Source organism: Marinospirillum insulare DSM 21763 (assembly GCF_000686905.1).
Classification (GTDB): Bacteria; Pseudomonadota; Gammaproteobacteria; order Pseudomonadales; family Halomonadaceae; genus Marinospirillum; species Marinospirillum insulare.
On sequence record NZ_JMLW01000023.1, the window covers coordinates 18080 to 38343 of the forward strand.

19 protein-coding genes are annotated in these 20264 nt (G+C 42.8%); 10 read left to right on the top strand and 9 right to left on the bottom strand.

What is annotated here, in order from left to right; all coding sequences use genetic code 11:
* Positions 1-339: 339 nt before the first annotated feature.
* Both BP27_RS0110080 and alr read right to left on the bottom strand, forming a co-directional pair.
* On the bottom strand, positions 340-1116 hold the full coding sequence (locus BP27_RS0110080) for a hydroxypyruvate isomerase family protein (protein WP_027851447.1): 777 nt from the start codon (positions 1114-1116) through the stop codon (positions 340-342).
* Positions 1117-1130: 14 nt separating this feature from the next.
* The gene (gene alr / locus BP27_RS0110085) at positions 1131-2240 is read right to left on the bottom strand and encodes an alanine racemase (RefSeq protein WP_027851448.1); all 1110 of its coding nucleotides are present in this window, start codon (positions 2238-2240) and stop codon (positions 1131-1133) included.
* Between the two features lie 69 nt (positions 2241-2309).
* Between alr and BP27_RS0110090 the strand changes: the two genes are divergently transcribed.
* On the top strand, positions 2310-3077 hold the full coding sequence (locus tag BP27_RS0110090; RefSeq protein ID WP_084324579.1) for a glycerophosphodiester phosphodiesterase: 768 nt from the start codon (positions 2310-2312) through the stop codon (positions 3075-3077).
* Between the two features lie 18 nt (positions 3078-3095).
* Here the strand turns inward: BP27_RS0110090 and BP27_RS15940 are convergent, their stop codons facing one another.
* Entirely contained in the window at positions 3096-3932 is an 837-nt protein-coding gene (locus BP27_RS15940; RefSeq protein ID WP_245597837.1) for an inositol monophosphatase family protein, read from the bottom strand.
* A 74-nt stretch (positions 3933-4006) separates the two neighbouring features.
* On the opposite strand from BP27_RS15940, the gene BP27_RS0110100 reads away from it, so the two are divergent.
* The 7 genes from BP27_RS0110100 (at position 4007) to BP27_RS0110130 (ending at position 9822) form a co-directional block, all read left to right on the top strand.
* Complete coding sequence (locus BP27_RS0110100; protein WP_027851450.1) at positions 4007-4348, top strand: hypothetical protein; 342 nt, start codon at positions 4007-4009, stop codon at positions 4346-4348.
* Positions 4348-5529 (top strand): HD-GYP domain-containing protein, encoded by a 1182-nt coding sequence (locus BP27_RS16785; protein ID WP_051610506.1) that lies wholly within the window; start codon positions 4348-4350, stop codon positions 5527-5529. Before BP27_RS0110100 ends, BP27_RS16785 begins: the two co-directional genes overlap by 1 nt.
* A 5-nt stretch (positions 5530-5534) precedes the next feature.
* Positions 5535-6014, top strand: a complete 480-nt coding sequence (locus BP27_RS0110110; RefSeq protein ID WP_027851451.1) for a cytochrome c — start codon at positions 5535-5537, stop codon at positions 6012-6014.
* A gap of 35 nt (positions 6015-6049) precedes the next feature.
* On the top strand, positions 6050-7408 hold the full coding sequence (gene gorA / locus BP27_RS0110115) for a glutathione-disulfide reductase (RefSeq protein WP_027851452.1): 1359 nt from the start codon (positions 6050-6052) through the stop codon (positions 7406-7408).
* A 179-nt stretch (positions 7409-7587) separates the two neighbouring features.
* Positions 7588-8073, top strand: a complete 486-nt coding sequence (gene ectA / locus BP27_RS0110120) for a diaminobutyrate acetyltransferase (protein ID WP_027851453.1) — start codon at positions 7588-7590, stop codon at positions 8071-8073.
* 22 nt (positions 8074-8095) lie between these two features.
* Positions 8096-9388, top strand: coding sequence for a diaminobutyrate--2-oxoglutarate transaminase (gene ectB, locus BP27_RS0110125; protein ID WP_027851454.1), 1293 nt, complete (start codon positions 8096-8098; stop codon positions 9386-9388).
* 32 nt (positions 9389-9420) lie between these two features.
* Positions 9421-9822: an ectoine synthase gene (locus BP27_RS0110130; protein WP_027851455.1), complete on the top strand. Its 402-nt coding sequence runs from the start codon at positions 9421-9423 to the stop codon at positions 9820-9822.
* An 81-nt stretch (positions 9823-9903) separates the two neighbouring features.
* Here BP27_RS0110130 and bioD read toward each other — a convergent pair whose 3' ends face one another.
* Genes bioD through bioF form a run of 4 tightly spaced genes read right to left on the bottom strand, consistent with a single transcriptional unit; the run spans position 9904 to position 13346 of the window.
* Positions 9904-10584, bottom strand: a complete 681-nt coding sequence (gene bioD, locus BP27_RS0110135) for a dethiobiotin synthase (protein ID WP_027851456.1) — start codon at positions 10582-10584, stop codon at positions 9904-9906.
* 3 nt (positions 10585-10587) lie between these two features.
* Entirely contained in the window at positions 10588-11409 is an 822-nt protein-coding gene (gene bioC / locus BP27_RS0110140) for a malonyl-ACP O-methyltransferase BioC (RefSeq protein WP_027851457.1), read from the bottom strand.
* On the bottom strand, positions 11402-12157 hold the full coding sequence (locus BP27_RS0110145; RefSeq protein WP_027851458.1) for an alpha/beta hydrolase family protein: 756 nt from the start codon (positions 12155-12157) through the stop codon (positions 11402-11404). Before BP27_RS0110145 ends, bioC begins: the two co-directional genes overlap by 8 nt.
* A complete protein-coding gene (gene bioF / locus BP27_RS0110150; RefSeq protein ID WP_027851459.1) occupies positions 12150-13346 on the bottom strand; it encodes an 8-amino-7-oxononanoate synthase in 1197 nt (398 codons plus the stop codon). The genes BP27_RS0110145 and bioF overlap by 8 nt, the downstream gene beginning before the upstream one ends.
* A gap of 121 nt (positions 13347-13467) precedes the next feature.
* Between bioF and BP27_RS15950 the strand changes: the two genes are divergently transcribed.
* Complete coding sequence (locus BP27_RS15950; protein ID WP_036240047.1) at positions 13468-14820, top strand: adenosylmethionine--8-amino-7-oxononanoate transaminase; 1353 nt, start codon at positions 13468-13470, stop codon at positions 14818-14820.
* A 16-nt stretch (positions 14821-14836) separates the two neighbouring features.
* On the opposite strand, the gene BP27_RS0110160 is transcribed toward BP27_RS15950, so the two are convergent.
* Both BP27_RS0110160 and BP27_RS0110165 read right to left on the bottom strand, forming a co-directional pair.
* Entirely contained in the window at positions 14837-16393 is a 1557-nt protein-coding gene (locus BP27_RS0110160; RefSeq protein ID WP_027851460.1) for a sensor domain-containing diguanylate cyclase, read from the bottom strand.
* 87 nt (positions 16394-16480) lie between these two features.
* The gene (locus BP27_RS0110165) at positions 16481-17404 is read right to left on the bottom strand and encodes a histone deacetylase family protein (RefSeq protein WP_027851461.1); all 924 of its coding nucleotides are present in this window, start codon (positions 17402-17404) and stop codon (positions 16481-16483) included.
* Between the two features lie 124 nt (positions 17405-17528).
* Between BP27_RS0110165 and BP27_RS0110170 the strand changes: the two genes are divergently transcribed.
* Entirely contained in the window at positions 17529-20258 is a 2730-nt protein-coding gene (locus BP27_RS0110170; protein WP_027851462.1) for a bifunctional acetate--CoA ligase family protein/GNAT family N-acetyltransferase, read from the top strand.
* Positions 20259-20264: the final 6 nt, after the last annotated feature.

Consider the following 20264-nt stretch of genomic DNA (forward strand, 5'->3'; position numbering starts at 1 on the left):
TCGAAAAATTGAGTTAGTTAAATTGCCACTTAAGCTTTAATTGGGATTTTCGCCTAGTAGTTTAACTAAATCCAATCTAAAAAAACTAAACAGGTGATTAAATTTTTGTATCTTGTGTTTTTTCTGGGCTTTAGAAAGCGAAACGCCCCGCTTAAGCGGGGCGCAGACAGCAGACTTTATTAGTCTGTGTACTTCTCAACTGCTATTGAGATTCTTGCCTGTTGAGCAGCTGGACTCCATGTCCTAAAGCTCAGAACCTATGTTAGAGAGATCTTGGTGTTGAGTGTAGATGTAATTGCGTAGCTTCTTGTAGGAGATTGCGTACAAAACCTTGTTTTCTTAGGGGTTATATTTAAGCTGGGTGAGCCAAGCGTAACTGTCTGTTGAAGCGGAAGGAAACTCTGCTGCTAACCAACCTGAATAACCTAGTTGCTTCAGCTGGTTAAAGATAGCTTGTAAATCTATTTCACCACTGCCTGGATGACTGCGCCCTGGGTAGTCGGCAAACTGTATGTGTGCAAGAGCAGCTGCATATTCATCTAGCAGCTGAGTTAGAGGTTCTTGCATTCTAGCTGCATGATACAAGTCTAACTGTAAACCAAAGTTGGGTTGGTTTACCTGCTTAGCTAAGGCTTGCCAGTCACTCGCTCTTGAAATTAAGTAGTTGGGTTGGTCTAGGTTATTAATGGGTTCACAGCTAACCGTTATTGGGTAGTCGGCTAGGGTTTTGCAGGCTAGGCTGATGTTTTTGATTAGCTGGTTTAAGCAGGCTTGTTCACTAAAACCAGCTACTTGTCTGCCAGCTAAAATATTGACAACCTCAGGTTGCAGCTTTTCTATATACGGCAGGCTTAATTCTAATGCTTGGATAAACTCATTTTGGCGTTTTGGGTGGCAGGCTAGTCCATCACCACCTTGCATCAAGTCACCAGCTGGCAAGTTAACCAAGATAAGTGGCAGATCAGCTTCTGCAAGTAAAGCTTGCCAGGTTTCTACTGGTAACTCGTACGGAAACTGTACTTCAATGCCTTGAAAGCCAAGCTCAGCCGCTTTTGAGGGGCGCTCTTGTAAGGGTAGGTCATTGAACATTAGGCTGATATTGGCAGCTATTTTCATGGTTTAATCTTTACCTATTCTTCGCTTACATCATTTATATATTGGCGCTTCACACGGGGCAGTAGGCAGGTCAACAGGGTATAGCTGATGGTGTCGCAATAGCTGGCTACTTCATTAACCGATAAGTTTTCACCCCAAAGAATTACCTCGTCGCCTACTTGTGCGTTAGGACAGTTGGTTAAGTCTAGGGTTAGCATATCCATAGATACACGACCTGCCAGTTGGCACTTAATACCCTTAACCAAGGCGGGAGTACCGTCAATAGCTTGGCGTGGATAGCCATCACCATAGCCGCAGGCAACAACACCTATGCGCGTAGGTTTTTGGGTTACAAAACGTGCGCCATAGCCTACGGGTTCACCGGCTGGTAAATCCCGAACACTAATCAGCTGGCTTTTTAAGGTCATAACTGTTTGTAACTGGTCGCCTAATAAGTGACCGGGAGCAAAAGGCGATGCACCATAGAGCATAATGCCTGGACGCAAATAACCAGTTTGGCTAGCTGGCCAGCCAAGGGTGGCAGGTGAATTGGCAATGCTGATAGGGCAGGCGAGTTGTTTTTGTAAATCAGTTAAAAGTTTTAGTTGTTGGTTGGTGGCTTGGCTGGTTAAATCATCGGCACAGGCAAAGTGGCTGGTTAGGGTTATTTCTTTAATGGCAGCTAAGTCTTTTAATTGGGTGTAAATATCTGCCGTTTGCTCTGGTGAAAAACCTAAGCGGTGCATGCCTGTGTCTACTTTTAACCAAAGGCTTAAACTTGCTTTAGCTTGTGGATGCTCAGCTAGGTAATGAATTAACTCTGTTACTTGCCAGTGGTTATGAATGAGCGGTTGATAGCTGTTAGCAAAAATAGTGGGTAATTCGCTAGCATCAAAAAAACCTTCTAATAAGGTTATGGGTTGTGTAATACCTGCAGTTACCAACTCATTGGCTTCTTCTATACTAGCCACTGCAAAGGCTGGGGCAAGGTCAGCTAAGGTTTTGGCAACTTTAACAGCACCATGCCCATAGGCATTAGCTTTGACCACTGCCAGTGCAGAAGAGGTTGCAGACTGACTCAATGCCAGTTGATAATTATGACGCAGTGCAGCTAAGTTAATTTCTGCAACAAGAGGGCGTGCCATGCCTGTCTCCAAGTAGTTGGATTTTAGAGTCGTTTATTGAATGTTAACTAAAATTTTAAATGTCTGCTCATGTTGATGAGTTTAGTGATTGCACATAGAGGTGCAAAGGGCACAGCACCAGAGAATACACTGCGCGCAATTCAGTTAGCCGCTGAGCAGGGTGCCCAATGGGTTGAACTCGATGTTATGCTGACTGCTGATCAAGTACCTATTATATTCCATGACCCAGTCTTAGTTTTATCTGCAGAAGTTCCTCTTTTAGTAAAAGATACGCCTTGGAAACGCATGCAAAACTTGCAAGTGGCTGCGCCGGTGGGGAGTAAAGAAGCCTCAGCACCTATAGCCACCCTTGAGCAGGCAGCTAAGCTAATTCACCAATTAGGGATGGGATTAAATTTAGAAATTAAGCCGGCTGCTAAAGGGTTAGGTGAACTAACATTAAAACGCAGCTTAGAGGTGTTAGAAAAGAGTCCAGCACTTAACTTGGTGATATCTAGCTTCGATTTTACTGCTTTGCAGGCAGCTAAACAGTTAGCACCCAATATTCCCCGCGCTCTTTTGTATGAAACCTTAACAAAGCATTGGCGTGATGAAGTTCGCAACTACCAAGTTAGATCCATTCATTTAGCTGATGTAGCTAGTTTAAATCCAACAATTATTGCTAGTATTCGCGAGCTAGGCTTGGAAGTGTACGTTTATACCGTTAACTCTGTTGAGCGAGCAGAAGAACTTATTAGTTGGGGAGTGAAGGGGATTTTTACCGACTATCCAGCTAAGTTTACTCGCTTAATAGCCACAACTAGTAAGCGAGTCAGTGCTTATGGTGACCCTGTTTAGGTTAGATGTTAAAAGTAGCTAGTTGCTGTCAGATGCTAATAATAGTTGCACCAGTTCATCATGAATCGCAGGCGTAGTAATAACCCAATCACGGGTATCTAGGTAAAAAGAGGTGTATTCGCTAGGGTAAAGGTGACTTAGCTTAGCACCGGCTTCTTCTGCTATAAGGACTGCTGCTGCAAAATCCCATAGACTTAAACTTTCGTAATAGCCATCTAAGCTACCATTTGCAACATGACAGATATCTAAAGCTGCAGAACCACAACGGCGCAGGTCTTGGCATTCTGGTAAAATAGTGGCTAAACGATCAATTAAGTGCCTAAGTTGGCTTTTATCGTAAGGAAAACCTGTCGCAATAAGTGCAGGTCGTAACTTGTTTAAACCGCTAACTTTAATAGCTTCTTGATTTAAAAAAGCACCCTGACCTTTAATGGCTGTAAAAGTTTCTTGTAAAAAAGGCGAGTGTACAACACCTACTTGGGGAACACCTTTAGAATAAAACCCTATAGATACTGCAACATGCGGCTGACCGTGAGCAAAGTTGATGGTTCCATCAATGGGGTCTAGTATCCAAAGCCCTTCAACTTTCTCTGCGTTCTCGCTATCGGTATCATTTTCTTCACTAAGAATTTTATCTTCAGGAAAAGCTGCTTGAAGTTCACGACACAGAAAGTCATCTATTTCTTTGTCAGCACTGGTAACTAGTTCTTCATGGCCTTTATAACTTTGGCTAAAGTCACCTGTTTGGCGAGCTTTTTGCATTAGTTCACCCGCTTGTAGGGCTAAACTGAGCGCAACTGACTGACGTTTTTTAAGCTCATCAAGAGTGTAGGTTGCAGTTTTAAATATATTCAATTTTTCGGCTTCCAGTTGACTTTGTTCCATGCAAGGGTAGCATTCTGGGCAGTATAAACAAAAGGCTAGGTATAATGGATGGTAGAATAACTACAGGACTCGGCTGGTTTTTTGGCTGTTCACTTATTTTAATAGGCTTCTGGCTGACTGGCTTTTATTTTTTATCGGGCGTGGCTTTAGCTTTAGTTGGTTTTTTATGGTGGCCACCTTCACGACAGCAAATTATTCAGCGTTTGGGCCTACCTAAAATGCCTGTGTTGCATGTGGCCTTAACCCTTTGTTTGCTAGTCGTTGCTTTGTTCGCTTTTATTGGGCGTTATTCCGCTTTATTAGAAGAACAGGCGTTAGAAGCTGGTTATCCAAGCATTGAAGCTTGGCAAGATGCTCAATTACAAGAACAGAAGCAAAAAAACTAATGTCTAAAGACCATCATTTACACCCATTACAAGAAGATGAGCTCGAGCTAGGGCTTAAATTACCTTGGACAGTTTATAGTGCCAGTGGTCAGCTATTGATGAAAGAAGGCGCACTCGTTGATAACCAGCGTAAGCTAGATAACCTGCTCATGAATGGCCACCGAGAAAAGCTAGGTAAACCCGGAAATGATGCTGAGCAAGGCCCACCACCAGACGAACCTCAACCCGTTAAATTTGCTGAAAATACTAACCCTTTTGCTGAATTAGATGAATTAGGCTATCAGCTAAAAACACTTTTTGAACGCATCGATGAGCAGCGTGTTAAACCAGGTGAGGTAGAGCGTAAGTTTTATGAAATGGCTACCCAAATTCAAGGGCTGGTCATTTTAAACAGTGATGCTGTTTTGGGGGCAGTGCATTTAAACCGTCAACATGAATACATTATTCAGCATCCTCTGCATGTTACCGTTATGGCTGCTTTAATCGGTAAAACCTTACAGATACCGCAAAAAGTTCAGCTTTCTATGCTGGCTGCTTCTTTAACCCAAAACATTGGTATGAATGGCTATCAAATGCGCTTGCATGGCCAAGCACAACCCTTAGATAAAGAACAACGTAAAAAAGTAGACCAGCACCCTTTAGTGGGTGTAAAAATGCTGAGTGAAGCAGGTGTTACCGATAAGCTGTGGCTGCAAATTGTGTTTCAACACCATGAAAAAATTAATGGTACTGGCTACCCTAAAAAACTTAAAGGTAATCAAATTCGTGCAGAAGCACGGATTGTAGCTTTAGGTGATGTTTATTCAGCACTTGTCAGTGGTCGACTTTATCGCCCTGGGCTTAGTGCTCAACAAAGCTTGCGCTCCATCTTCTTAGAACGAGGGCAGCAATTTGATGAAAAACTAAGCCGGGTTTTCTTGAATGAGCTAGGTCTTTACCCACCTGGTGCCTGCGTAAAGTTAAAAAATGGTGAAATAGGAGTGGTGGTCAAGCGTACTTCAGACAGTCGCGCACCTAAAGTTACGAGTGTTATGGATGAAAAAGGGCAATTATTTATGCGTATGCAAGAGCGCGACACCAGTGACCCTCAGTATGCTTTGGTAGCCAATGTTAATCCTCAACACATGCCGCGTCTTAATCCTACTTTGCTCTGGGGAATTAAGCTTAAAAGAGTGAGTTAAGAAGAATGTTACTAAATCGATTACGTCTTATAGCCTGTTTGTTTCTTGTGGTTTGGTTTTCAGCTAGCCCTGCTGAAACCGATCTTTTAGACGAGGGCATTAGTGCTGAAGAGGTAAACTTACGCATCGATACTTTTGATGAAATGGATCAGCTTTTTAAAGCTTTAAGGTTTAAAATCGTAAACCAAAGAAGCACTAATCGAGAAGCTGCTTTAATCTATTCTAACCAACTGGTGACTCTTTCTTATCGCTTACCTGATTTGTTTGATCTGCCTTCTTCAAGAGAGCAGTTTCCTCAAAGCCGTTCAAGGCCAGAAATTTGGACTCGTAAAGCACGTTTTGATCACTTGTTAGAAGGCTTTGTTATTAATCTAGAAAAGATTGATGACGAAATTAAAGATGGAGACCTAACCAAAGCTGGACGCTTGATAGATGAGACTGCAAAAGGCTGTCGTCGCTGTCATAATGGTTACCGTTATAGATAAGCAGCAATTATTTTTTTAAGTAGAAGGTTTTATTTATGTCTAAATTTGATTTTGATTTACTAGTAATTGGTGCCGGTTCTGGTGGTGTAAGGGCAGCACGTACCGCTGCTGGCCAGGGTGTTAAAGTAGGTATTATTGAAGACCGTTACTGGGGTGGTACTTGTGTAAACGTAGGTTGTGTTCCTAAAAAACTTTATTCTTATGCGGCACATTTTGCCGATGATTTTGCAGATGCTGCGGGTTATGGCTGGACGCTAAACAAACCAGAGTTTAACTGGCCAACCTTGCGAGATAACCGTGCTGCTGAAATTCTACGTTTAAATGGCATTTACAATAACCTGCTTGAAAACAGTGGTGTTAAACGCATTGAGGGGCGGGGTAAAATTCTCACACCCAATAGCGTAGAGGTAGGCAACCAAACCTACACAGCTGAACGACTATTAATTGCTACTGGTTCTTGGCCTTTTATTCCTGAGTTTCCAGGTTCTGAGCATTGCATAACCTCTAATGAAATTTTTGACCTACCCGAGTTCCCTAAACGCTTTTTAGTTTATGGTGGTGGTTATATTGCTGTTGAGTTTGCTTCTATTTTTAATGGCTTAGGTGCTGAAACTCACTTAGTTTACCGTGGTGAAAAGCCGCTACGCGGGTTTGATGAAGAAGTACGTGATTTTGTGCAGAAGGAAATCACTAATAGCGGTGTGCAAATGCAACTGACTTGCGAAATCACTAAGATTGAAAAACAGGCTACAGGCCTAGTCGTTAGTTTAAGTGATGGTCGCACTATTGAAGTTGATCAAGTACTCAGTGCCACAGGTCGTCGTGGTAATGTAGAAAATCTTGGTTTAGAAAATGTAGGCTTAGAAGTAGATAAGAATGGCGAATTAAGTGTAGATAGCAGCTTTTGCACTCAGGTTCCCAGCATTTATGCTCTAGGTGATATTGTTGGCGGTCCACAATTAACACCGGTGGCTTTGGCAGAAGCTATGGTGTTAGTGCATAACCTTTACAGCGGCCAAGAACCAAGACAAATGGATTATAACAACATTGCTACGGCTGTTTTCTGTCATCCAAACATAGGTACTGTTGGTTTAAGTGAAGAAGAAGCGCGCAAGGAATATCCTGCAATCCGAGTTTATTCAACTAACTTTAAACCTATGCGTAATACTTTATCTGGCAATACAGGTCGAGTATTAATGAAACTGGTTGTTGAAGATGCCACTGATAAGGTTGTTGGTTGCCACGTGGTAGGGGCTGATGCTGGTGAATTAATTCAGGGTATAGGCATTGCAGTTAAAGCAGGGCTAACCAAGGCAGACTTTGATGCCACCATTGGAATACACCCAACCTCGGCAGAAGAGTTAGTGACCATGCGTAGCTTAACGCGCAACTAATTTGTATTTGTAGCTATCAAATTAAACGGCCTACGGGCCGTTTTTTCGTTATTAGCTGGATGACAGTCCACTATCATAATTTTAAATTATGCATCTGTAGCTTATTGATAATAAAGTGTTTGATTTCTGAATCTGAGCTGTTATCCTTGTAGCCATCTTAGACAGAGACCCAAGTTTTTATGCCTTCCAAAAATCTGAAGATTAGAAAACCTAATGCCAATGATGGCGTGGCTATTCATCAGCTCATTGAGAATTGTCCTCCGTTAGACCTCAACTCAACTTACCTTTATTTGCTGCAAACTACCCATTTTGCTGAAACCTGCGTTGTTGCAGAGGTTGAAGGCAAAGTAGCAGCCTTTCTTTCTGGTTACATCAAACCAGGTTCACCCAATACATTTTTCTTATGGCAGGTTGCTGTAGGTGATGTGTTGCGTGGCAAAGGAATGGCTAAGCAGTTAATTAATGAGGTTTTAAAGCGTGATGCTTGTAGCCAAGTCGAATTTCTAGAAACCACTATTACACCCGATAACCAAGCCTCTTGGGGACTGTTTCGTAGCTTTGCTAAAGAGCGTTCAGCCCAGCTTGAAGATAAGGTGTTTTTTACTAGCGAGCAGCTAGGTGGGGAACACGAAGAAGAAGTTTTAGTAACAATTGGTCCATTTTAATCAAATATTAATAGGTAATTAAATGACAACTCCACATGTAAACTCAGAATCGTTAGAACGTTTAGAATCAGAAGTGCGTACCTATAGTCGTTCTTTTCCAACTGTTTTTACTCGTGCTCGCGGTGCAACTCTTTATGATGAAAACAATAAAGAGTACATCGACTTTTTAGCCGGTGCCGGTACGCTTAACTATGGTCATAACAACCCTAAACTTAAAAAAGTGCTTTTAGACTATATGATGGATGATGGTCTAACTCACGGTTTAGATATGTGGACTACAGCTAAGCGTGACTTTGTAGAAGCCTTAGAAGAGTTAATTTTTAAGCCTCGTGGTTTAGAGTATGTAGTACAGTTTTGTGGTCCTACAGGTACTAACGCCATTGAAGCAGCTTTAAGAATTGCGCGTAATGCCACTGGTCGTACTAACGTAGTTTCTTTTACCAACGCTTTCCACGGTGTCACCCTAGGTGCTTTGGCTGCCACTGCTAACGGTAAATTCCGTCACGCTGCTGCTATGCCTACTCAGGGCGTATCGTTTATGCCCTACTGTGGTTATATGGAAGGTGACTCTTCAAGCCTAGCCTTCCTAGAAAAAACCTTAACAGATAACTCTAGTGGCGTAGATTTACCCGCTGCTATCTTGTTAGAAACCGTACAGGGTGAAGGTGGTATTAATGTTGCTTCTATCGAATGGTTAGAAGGCATAGATAAAATTTGTAAGAAGCACGGTATTTTACTGATTGTTGATGACATTCAAACGGGCTGTGGTCGCACAGGTAAGTACTTTAGCTTTGAACACGCTGATATTTCACCCGATATAGTGACTACTTCTAAATCTCTATCGGGTTACGGCCTACCTTTTGCTGCCGTATTTATGAAGCCTGAGCTAGACCAGTGGAAACCAGGTGAATACAACGGTACTTTCCGTGGTAATAACCTAGCTTTTGTTACTTCTACGGTTGCTATGCGTGAATACTGGGCGAATGATGACCTAGCCAAAGAAGTAACTCGTAAAGGTACAGTGGTTGAATATCGCTTTAAACAACTGGCTCGTATGTATCAAGATGCTGGCATAGAAGCTGAAGAGCGTGGTCGTGGTTTAATGCGTGGCCTAGACATAGTGAAAGGTGATCTTGCCGATGAGCTAGTGGCTGAGTGTTTTGAACAAGGTTTGGTAATAGAGACTTGTGGTCCAGATGGTCAGGTTGTTAAATGCTTGTGTCCTCTATTAATTACTGATGACGAGCTAAACAAGGGCTTAGATATTTTAGAAGCCGCAGTTGAAAAGCAACTTAAAGCGCTAGCTGCAAAATAAAATATGAAAACTGCTGAAGGATAATTTGATTTATGTTTGTAAGAAACTTAGAAGAAGCACGTAAAGAAGGTCGTATGGTTACCGCTGAGGGCGGTAACTGGGATTCAACGCGTTTAGTTCTTGCTGAAGATAAAATGAACTACTCGTTTCACATTACGCGTATTTATGCTGATACAGAAACGCCCATTCACTATAAGCATCACCTAGAAACTGTTTATTGCATTGAAGGTGAGGGCGAAGTAGAAACAGTTGCTGATGGTAAAATTTGGCCGATTAAACCTGGTGATGTGTATGTGCTAGATAAGCACGATCAACACCTGCTAAGAGCCAGCAAAACCATGACTTTGGCCTGTGTTTTCTACCCTGCAATTACGGGTACAGAGCGCCACCGTGCAGACGGTTCTTATGCGCCAGCAGATGAAGTTGAAGGTTAATTAGTTCAAAGTTTTACTTGAATTTTTAAGCTTTACTATAGAAAGCCGCCTTTATTAGGGCGGTTTTTTGTTTGAGTTTTTTTATAGTAGGGTATTTATTGATAGGTAACTGGCTACTTTTTCTGCGCTAGGTTCCTCTAAATAGGGTACTTGCCCTAAGCAGGGCGCTGAAATTTGTTTTTTTAAGGTCGCTAAAACTTCTTTTAATCGGGCGCAATTAGGGTCAATTACATTTGCCACCCAACCAGCTAACTTTAAACCATCGCTACTAATTGCTTGTGCTGTTAGCAAAGCATGATTGATGCAGCCTAGCTTTACTCCCACCACTAAAATAACGGGCAAATTAAGTGCTATCGCTAAGTCAGATAAAAATGCTTGGTTGTTTATAGGCACTCGCCAGCCACCAGCGCCTTCTATAAGCGTAAAATCTGCTTGCTGGTGTAGAATAATCTGAGCAGCCTTGTATAAATCGCTGACTTTTAATTCAATTCCAGCTTCTTTAGCAGCAATATGCGGTGCTATGGCTGGAACAAAGGCATAAGGATTTACTTCTTGATAAGGGCGTTTAATGCTGCTTTGAGCCATTAAAGCTAAAGCATCGCTATTGCGTAATCCTTGCGTGTTTACTTCACTTCCTGAAGCAATAGGTTTCATGCCTAGAGTGCTTAGTTGTTGTTTTTGTGCGAGATAGAGTAAGCCTGCTGCCATAGTGGTTTTTCCAGCATCGGTATCGGTACCTGTTAAAAAATAGGCTTTTGTCATCAGTTATTCCCCTTTTCTTAAAACACCATAAACCACCTGCCAAGTTGCGGGTAAACCTTGTGGCTGACGGTAAGTTTCATAGGTATTTAGAAAGCGTTGAAAACCCTTTCTGCCGACCAGACCTTGGGCTCTTCCAGTTTGAATATGATTTGCACCCAAGTATTTAAGTTCATGAGTTAGATCTCGAACTTTTTCATAGTGATAAATATGCTGGTAACAATGCAGGTCGATCATTTCTAAATCACTACTGGAAACTAGGTTTGTATAGTTTTTAAAAGTGCGGAATTGGTTGACATGTTTTTTTGCATCTACGGCTTGCCAGCTTTTATTAAGTTCAACTAGCGATCCATCAGCAATGCTACTAAATAATAGTAATCCACCCGGCTTTAATACCCGTTTAATTTCATTTAAAACAGCTGAAAAGTCAGGACACCACTGTAAGGCGAGGCTGCTAAAAATCAGGTCTTGGCTGTTATCAGCTAGTGGCAAGTGTTCAGCATCGGCGCAGAGGTAGTGAATCGGAGGGTAGCGAAGGCGTGAAAACTGCAGCATACCTTCAGCAAGGTCTAACCCTATGCCTAGAGCCTTAGGCCATTGTTTTTGGAGTTGTCCAGCAAAGTGCCCGGTTCCACAGCCTAGGTCTAACCAGTTATTTATGGTTTTAGAATTTAAAGGCTGTTGTACTTTTTCTGGCAGCAACTCTTCAGGTAACAAGCTTAATAACCGTGTACCCACAGCACGTTGTAAATCGGCGAAGCTGTCGTAAGTAGTTGCAGCTTGTGAAAAAGAGGCAGCAACTCGTTGTTTTTCTTGTGGCTTAAACATATTGTTGGCTCGCTATAAAAGCTGCCATGCGTTGAGCAATTAATACAGGTTCAATAATCGGACTAGCGTGACTTTTACCTAGTTGTTCAACCACCGCACAAGGGTTTAAAGCTTTTAGCTCATTAATAACCTCAAGAGGAACTAAAGTATCGTTTTCTGCTAAAAGATGTAATTGTGGGCCAGCGTAATGAGTGATGGTCGCACGATTATCTAAGCTAGCTAACAAATCTAAACCTGCCAACAGCTCTAACGGATTGGTGCTAGCTGTTGAAATCATGGCTTGCAAAGCTACTGCGCATGACCGAGCTTGATGTTGAATACCCCCTTGGCTACACAAGAGTGTAAAACGCTTTAAACCCAGCCTTATGTCTTGTTCGCATAACTTATAAAACTCAGTAAAAGTACTGGCTGGCATGGCATTCAACCAAGTGACATTAGCTACAAAACAAGCATTGCTTGCCAAGGTGATTAAACCTGCACCTGTTTGTTGTTGGCGCTTGGCAGCTAGGGCAGTGGCAAGCATTCCACCTAAAGACCAACCAGCTAACCAGCAGTTTTGTGGAAGCTCAGTATCAAGCTGCTGAATAATTTCGCTGCACTCTTTACCTGAGCTAAGAGGTAAAGGATGCAAGAGCACTTTAAAATTGGAAAAAACACTTTGTAATTCTGTTTCTAAACTAATCGCTAAAGCGTTAAGTGGCTGTGTGCCTAAGCCCCAACCTGCGAGCAATACTAGCGTATTATTCATCACAACCCTCATTATCACACGTTTTTAATCCACATTTAGCCAGTGCTTCAAGCAAAGCTTCAACCTGAGCATGGCTATGCGCTGCCGTTAGGGTGATACGTAAACGTGCTCTGCCTTGTGGTACGGTGGGAGGACGAATGGCACCCACTAAAATACCTTTTTCACTAAGCTTATTAGCTGTAGCCATGGTTTCTGCTGAGTCACCAATAATAATCGGCTGAATGGGGGTAGGACTGTTCGTTAATTTCAAACCCAAGGCTTGTGAACCTTCACGAAACTGTTGAATGAGTACTTGTAGATGTTCGCGCCGCCAGTGTTCTTCTTCTAGAATTTTTAAACTAGCTAAGGTTGCACACGCAATAGCCGGTGGGGAGCTAGTGGTATAAATATAGGGGCGAGCAAATTGAATTAAGGTTTCAATAAGTTCTTCGCTACCGGCAACAAAGGCACCCGCTGTACCAAAAGCTTTACCCAGGGTGCCAACCAGCACAGGTACATCAGCTTGGGATAGCGCATAATGTTCAACTAAACCACCGCCTGTATTACCCAATACACCAAATCCGTGTGCATCATCAACCATTAACCAAGAACTGTTAGCTTGGGCTAAGGCTGCTAACTCGGGTAGGGGCGCTAGGTCACCATCCATGCTAAATACGCCATCGGTGACTATTAAGGTATTGCCTTGTGCTGATCGTTCTTGTGATGAGTGCAAACGCTTCGCTAGGCTTGCCATGTTTTTATGTAAGTAACGGCTAAAACGCACACCCGATAAAATCCCAGCATCCAGTAAAGAAGCATGGTTTAAGCGATCGTGAAGAAGCGTATCGCCTTTACCCACCAGCGCAGTAATTACCGCTAGGTTAGCAAGATAGCCACTACTGAAGACCAAAGCACGTTCACGCCCAGTGAATTTAGCTAAGGCTAATTCTAGCTGTTGATGGGGTTCACTATGGCCTAGCACTAAATGTGAAGCACCGCCGCCAACACCCCAATCTTTTGCACCTTGCTGTAATGCAGCGACTACTTCTGGATGATTAGCTAAGCCCAAATAGTCATTGGAAGAAAAAGCTAAATAGTTTTTTCCGTTTACTTTTATGCTTGGATTTTGTGGACTTTCTACAAGTGAGCGTGAGCGATAGAGGTTTTTTGTTTGGTGATTAGCCAAGCGCTCAGCAAGATTAAAGCTCATATTTAAAGGCTTTCTCATTCAATTTGCTTAGGGTATAAGTTAGCGTGTAAACTCGATTAAAAATATAGGTTAACAAGATAAGAGAAACCAGTCGACACTTTTTTAATTTAGGAGAAATCAGTTGAGTTTAAATAATGCGTGGATGCAGCGTGATTTAGCCGTGTTATGGCACCCTTGCACACAAATGAAAGACCACGAACAACTGCCTTTAGTGCCTATTCATAAAGCGCAAGGTATTTGGCTAGAAGATTTTGAAGGGAAGCGTTATTTAGATGCAGTCAGTTCTTGGTGGACGAATATTTTTGGGCATTGTAATCCACGCATTAATGAGCGTATCAAGCAGCAGCTAGACCAGTTAGAACACGTTATGTTAGCTGGTTTTAGTCATCAGCCAGTCATTGAATTATCTGAGCGTTTAGTGCAAATAACCCCACAAGGTTTAGACAAGGTTTTTTATGCAGACAATGGGTCGGCAGGAATAGAAGTAGCGCTAAAAATGAGCCATCACTACTGGCTAAATACTGGGCAGCCTAATAAAAAACGCTTTGCTACAATCAGTAACGGTTATCATGGGGAAACCCTTGCTACTATGGCGGTAAGCGGTGTTTCTTTATATACAGAAACCTATAAAGCACTGTTAATGGATTGCATTAAAGTGCCTAGCCCCGATTGTTATTACCGCCCAGAAGGGGTGAGTTGGGAAGCCCATTCGCGCTTAATGTTTGAACAAATGCGCCAAACCTTAGAAGAGCACCATCAAGAATTATCTGCTGTTATCTTAGAGCCGTTGGTGCAAGGTGCTGGTGGTATGCGTATGTACCACCCCATTTATTTAACCTTATTGCGTGAAGCCTGTGATTATTATGGCGTGCATTTAATTGTTGATGAAATTGCTATGGGGTTTGGGCGCACCGGCACGCTGTTTGCCTGCGAGCAGGCGAATATAACACCTGACTTTATGGTTTTATCTAAAGCCTTAACCGGTGGTTATTTGCCTATGGCTGCGGTATTAACCACTGAGCAAATCTACCAAGCTTTTTATGATGAATACGCTAGCCTACGTGCTTTTTTACATTCGCATACTTATACAGGTAATCCTTTAGCTTGTGCTGCGGCCTTGGCAACTTTAGATATTTTTGCTGAAGATAAGGTTATAGAAAACAATAAACTGTTAGCCAAGCAAATGGGGAGAGCAACGGAGCATTTAATTGATCACCCTTATGTGAGTGAGGTAAGACAAACCGGTATGGTTTTAGCAATAGAGATGGTGAAAGATAAAGCCACTAAACAACCCTTTGCTTGGCAAGAACGCCGTGGTTTAAAAGTGTATGAATATGCAATGCAAAAAGGCGCTTTGCTGCGGCCTTTAGGTAATGTGGTGTATTTTATACCACCTTATATTATTACCCCTGAACAAATTAATTGGTTAGCTGAAGTGGCTACCGAAGGGATAGATTTAGCAACTAGGAATTGAGTTTAGGCGGCTAGTTTTAGGTACTTAAGTCTTGGTAGCCTTCTTGGGTGTAAAGTAAAATACGATTCCGACCAGTCCGTTTTGCACTATACATGGCCTGGTCGGCTGCTTTAACTAGGCTGTCTGCATCTTCAAATTGCAGCTGCTTATCATCAGTCTCGGTTAAATCGTGTACCGCTAACCCCATGGAGGCTGAGATATAAATATCTTCTTTGTTATGGCTAAGTAGGGGTGTAGTTGCTAGGTGCTCTTGCAAGCGTTTAGCAAAGGTCAGTGCTGCTTTTTGACCATAACCCGGCATAAGCACTACAAACTCTTCGCCACCATAGCGACCAGCCATGCTACCAATATCAACTTCCTGCTCTAGCGTTGAGGCAAAAGCACATAGGGCTGCATCGCCTATAGCATGACCATACTGGTCGTTAATCGTTTTAAAGAAGTCTAAGTCTATAAAAATAACAGCTAAGCTGTTATCAATACTTGGCATAGTCTTGAAATATTTATTTAACTGCTTTTCAGTGTATTGACGATTATAAATACCAGTTAACGGATCTTTCTTTAGCTGTTCTTGAAGTTTTTTAGAGTTTTTACGCAGTTCATCTATTTCTTTTTGCTGCTTTTCTAGCTTTTGCATCATGCGTAAATTACGTTCAACCAATAGTTGCTTGGCTTCTTGTAGCAGCTTAAAGGTATCAATTTTAGCGGGAGTTTTGATTTCAAAAAGCTTGGCTACCTCAGGTAGCTTGTCTTGAATGCCTACCAATAAAAGGCTGAACTGCTGTTCACTCATACCTAAGTATTCTTGGCTAGCTTGGTAAGCCAGAGTCATGGCCATTTCCTGGTTATGGGATATCCAAGGATCAGCTAGTAACCCAGATAGGGCTAATACTTTTTCTGCAATGGCATGACTAGGAATTTTTTTAGCTGCCAAGTGGCTAGTAGCAATTAATTGAGTGTATTTAGCAGGTAAGCCCCAGTGAGTTCCTAACCAATACCCCACTTGGGCATGGCAAGTGCCATATTCCCTTTCTTCAAAAGACGCGAGTTGACGGTGTGAACGTGAGCTATGGAAGATTACTCCATAAATATCTGGGTCTAGCTCATTAAGTGCCAGCATACCGATATCTTGAATAATCGCTGCTAAGAAGATGGTTTCTACATCAAAGGTTAGTTTGAGTTGTTTTTTTATTTCTCTAACCACCATGCCACTGATAACCGAGCGCTTCCAGAAGGTATCTAAGCACATACCATTGGTTTTTTGTTTAGAGTGGCGTGTTAGCCCAAAACTTAGTGCTAATGAAAGCGCTGAATCCATACCCAAACGGTTAATAGCATGTTGTAGCGTGCCATGTTCATCGCTACCGTAAAATACCGAGTTAGCTGCGGCTAAAATTTTGGTGCTTAGGGAGGGGTCGCTAGCTATGAGTTGAGCAAGATCGCTTGTGCCAGCGCTGGGTGAGCGGGCTAGCTCAATTATTTTAAGAGCAATAATGGGTAGGGATGGCAGAGTTTTACAGCCCTTAAGTTTTTCTAATAAGGTCGCTGGCATAACTGGCGCAGTAAAGTCTGGCATTCCGTGTATCCTGAATAGCTAAATCTCGAGCTCCCACTATACAAGCACCTAGCCAACCCTGCAAAAAAGTTAGCTAGGGGGGTGCTTTTAAAGTTCTTGCAAAGCTTCTATATGCCTATGGACCGAACGAGCTAAGGAGTTTAAGTCGTAACCACCCTCTAATACAGACACTAGTCGTCCATCACACTGACTTTTAGCTTGGTCCATTAAAAAGTTGGTGATCCAGTGGTAGTCATCGTCTTCTAAATTAAGCTCTCCCATAGGGTCTTCGCGGTGAGCATCAAAGCCTGCAGAAACCAGAATAAGCTGAGGTTTGAACTTTTGTATGGCTGGTAGCCAACTAGCTTCTATTGCGCGACGAAAGTCTAGGCTTCCAGAGTGTGCATCTAGCGGAGTGTTAATAATGTTATCTAACTCTGTATCTGCATAGCGCCAAGGGTAGAAGGGGTGTTGAAAGCTAGAGCAAACCATTACACGTGGGTCATCTCTAAATACATCGACCGTACCGTTACCGTGATGCACGTCGAAATCAAAAATAGCGACTCTATCTAGCTTGTGGTGCTCTAAAGCATGCAGCGCACCCACTGCCACATTGTTGTAGAAGCAAAATCCCATGCTTTCGACTCGCTCAGCGTGGTGGCCGGGTGGACGCACAGCACAAAAAACATTGTCAGCTTGGTTTTTAAATATTTGATCGACACCACGAACAACTGCACCAGCAGCAAAAGAGGCGGCTTCCAAAGACCTAGGAGCTAAGAGTGTTTCATCTTCAATACTGGTGAAACCCTGCTCGGGCAGACTGAGATGCAAAGAACGAACGTGCGCCTTAGGATGAGCACGAAACAGCTGCTCATCGGTTACTGGCCGAGCTTTATACTGCATTAGCTGGTTCATTAAGCCACTCAGCTTGAGCTGCTCAATTATGGCATTTAGGCGCATCGGATTCTCTGGGTGCCAAGGCCCCATATCATGAAGTGCGCAGTCTTCGTGAGTGATAAACGATGTAATCATGTTAAGGTCCGTTTAAGTTTAAATATAGTGTAATCTTGTTGCGGATTAATGGATACTGGGCAAACGTCGTAAGGTTTGCAAGAATATTAATTAGATAAGACCTAATTCAAGCATGGAGGTTAAGATGAGCACGCGTTTTTTAAGGTATTTTTTTGAACCTAAAAGTTTAGTGGTTCTAGGTGCTTCGGAAAAAAACTTTAGCCTAGGCGGGCAGGTAGTCGCTAATATGCTAGATGCCAAGTTCCCGGGTGATATTTGGGTAGTTAACCCCAAGCCTTATGAAACAGTGCATGGTTGTCCCTGCTTCGATGAAATCACTGAACTACCTAAAATACCTGATTTAGCCGTGGTTTGCTCCCCAGCGGCGAGTGCACCCGATGTTGTTGCTGAACTGGGGCGCTTTGGTGTGAAGGCAGCCCTGGTGCTAACGTCTAACCAAGGCCATCGCCAAACCAATTATAAAGCACGTTTATTAGAGGCCGCTCAATCATCTGGTATTCGGGTTATGGGGCCTGAGTGTATGGGTATTCTAGTGCCCTCACGCAAGCTCAATGCCAGTTATGCACCACAAAACATTAAGCCGGGTAAGGTTGCCTACATAGGTCAGTCTGGCATGTTGGGTAATGCCATTATTGACTGGGCGAATGGTCGTGGCATAGGTTTTTCACACTTAATTACCCTAGGCGACAGTGTAGACGTGCGCTTAGCAGACGTTATTGACTATGTTAATCGTTATTCTGGTGCACAAGCTATTCTGCTGCATTTAGAGGATGTGCCTGACTCACGTCACTTTATGACGGCTGTGCGTGAAGCATCGCGTAATAAGTTAGTGCTGGTCATTAAATCGGGTCGCACCATGGAAGCTCAAGGTAACCCAGACATTTTCACACCTGGCTTAATTAATCGTGACCCTATCTACAATGCTGCTTTTTCTCGTGCGGGTATGGTACGAGTTGATAACAGTGAAGAGCTTTTTGATGCCTTAGAAACGCTGACTCGTATGCGCCCTGTTAGGGGTGGTCGTTTAGCCATTATTAGTAATGGTTTGGGTCCTAGCATGTTGGCGGTAGACCGTTTAATTCACCAAGGCGGTTATTTAGCTGAACTCAGCCCAGAAACCCAAGCCAAGTTACAAGACTGGCTGCCAAGTGACCGGGAAAGAGTTAACCCTTTAGACATAGGTGGCGGTGCAACACCTGAGATGTTTGTTGAAGCCGTTCAAATGGTAACCGAGGATCCAGCAGTTGATGCAGTATTGGTCGTTCATGCTCCAACTCGTTTAGCACCGAGTAAATCGACTGCTTTAGCTTTAATTGCCAATAAAAAACTGTTCAAACGTAATTTGCTCACCAGTTGGATGGGCTTAGAGCATGCTATTCCTGCTCGCCATGAGTTTAACCTAGCGGGTATTCCAACTTATATTTCACCAGAAAAAGCCGTACAAGCTTTTATGCATCTGGTGAATTACCAGCGAAATCAGCAACTATTACAAGAAACGCCGCCCAGCTTACCTTTTGAAACCACGCAAGATTTAAGAAAAGAAGCGCGTGAGATGCTTGAATCTATAGCTGCTGAAGGCCGTGATCATTTAAGCCATGAAGAAACCCACCGGCTTTTAACCGCCTATGGTATAGAGGTTGCGCCAGTGCGCTACCCTAAATCGCTTGATGAAGCGGCAGCTATGTCTGCAGAGTTTCCTGGCCCTAAAGCATTAAAAATTAACCATACCGCTAACTCTCACCCGTTTGTTTATCGTAAACATCCTCACAGATTTTCTTCTGGTCTTTTACAAGATTTAGAAACCGAAGAAGATGTTCGCACTGCTGCTCAACGCTTGCTAGAAAAAGTAGAAGAAACCTTCCCCACCAGTCAGTTTCATTCTTACGTTCTGCAGCCTATGCAGCGTGGCAAACATTCTATGCAGTTAAACCTTGGCATTACCCGTGACCCACTTTTTGGTCCTATTATTCTTTTTGGTATAGGTGGCTACAAAGTCAATATTTTGGTTGATCGTCAAATCGCCTTACCTCCGTTAAATATGAGTCTGGCAAAAGATCTAGTGATGCGCAGTCATGCAGGGCAGCTAATTAAAGAGCACAGTAATGACCCTAAAGATGACTTAGAAAGGGTGTGTATTTTATTAGTGAAGCTTTCACAGCTTTGTTCAGATATGCCGTTAATTAAAGGCTTAGAAATCAACCCCTTGCTGTTAAATAATCAGGAAATGTTTGCTATCGATGTGCAGTGTGACCTAGGTTCGCCTGCCTATCATGCAATTATGCCCTACCCAGAAGACCTACGAAAACTAGCCCAGTTAAAAGATGGTCGCGCTGTTGAGGTTCGACCTATCAGGGGAGAGGATGCCGTTGCTTTATTACGTTTCCATAGTCGTTTGTCTGAAGAAAGCATACGTTTCCGTTATTTCCATAACAAAGCGGACTTAACTAAGCGTGATTTATCTTTGCTGACGCAAATTAACTATGATCGACAAATGGCATTTATTGCTGAGGAATTAAAAGAAGACGGGAGTCGAGAAATTTTGGGCGTTTCAAGAATATGGACCGACCCAGACAATATTCGTACTGAGTTTTCGGTGATTATTCGCGATGATTTACAAGGTTTAGGGCTAGGTTCTTTATTGATGAATGCCATCATTGATTATTCGCGTAGCGTAGGCACGCTAGAAATGATCGGCAAGATAATGGTTGAGAATCATCCTATGCGCGGTCTAATGAAATATTTAGGCTTTAAAGCAAGTTATAACATGGAAGAACAAGTGATTGATGCCGTACTGCCACTCAATGAACCCACCACTGAATGGCAGCAGCACCGACTCAACAACCCAGTCGATTAAGTCAGT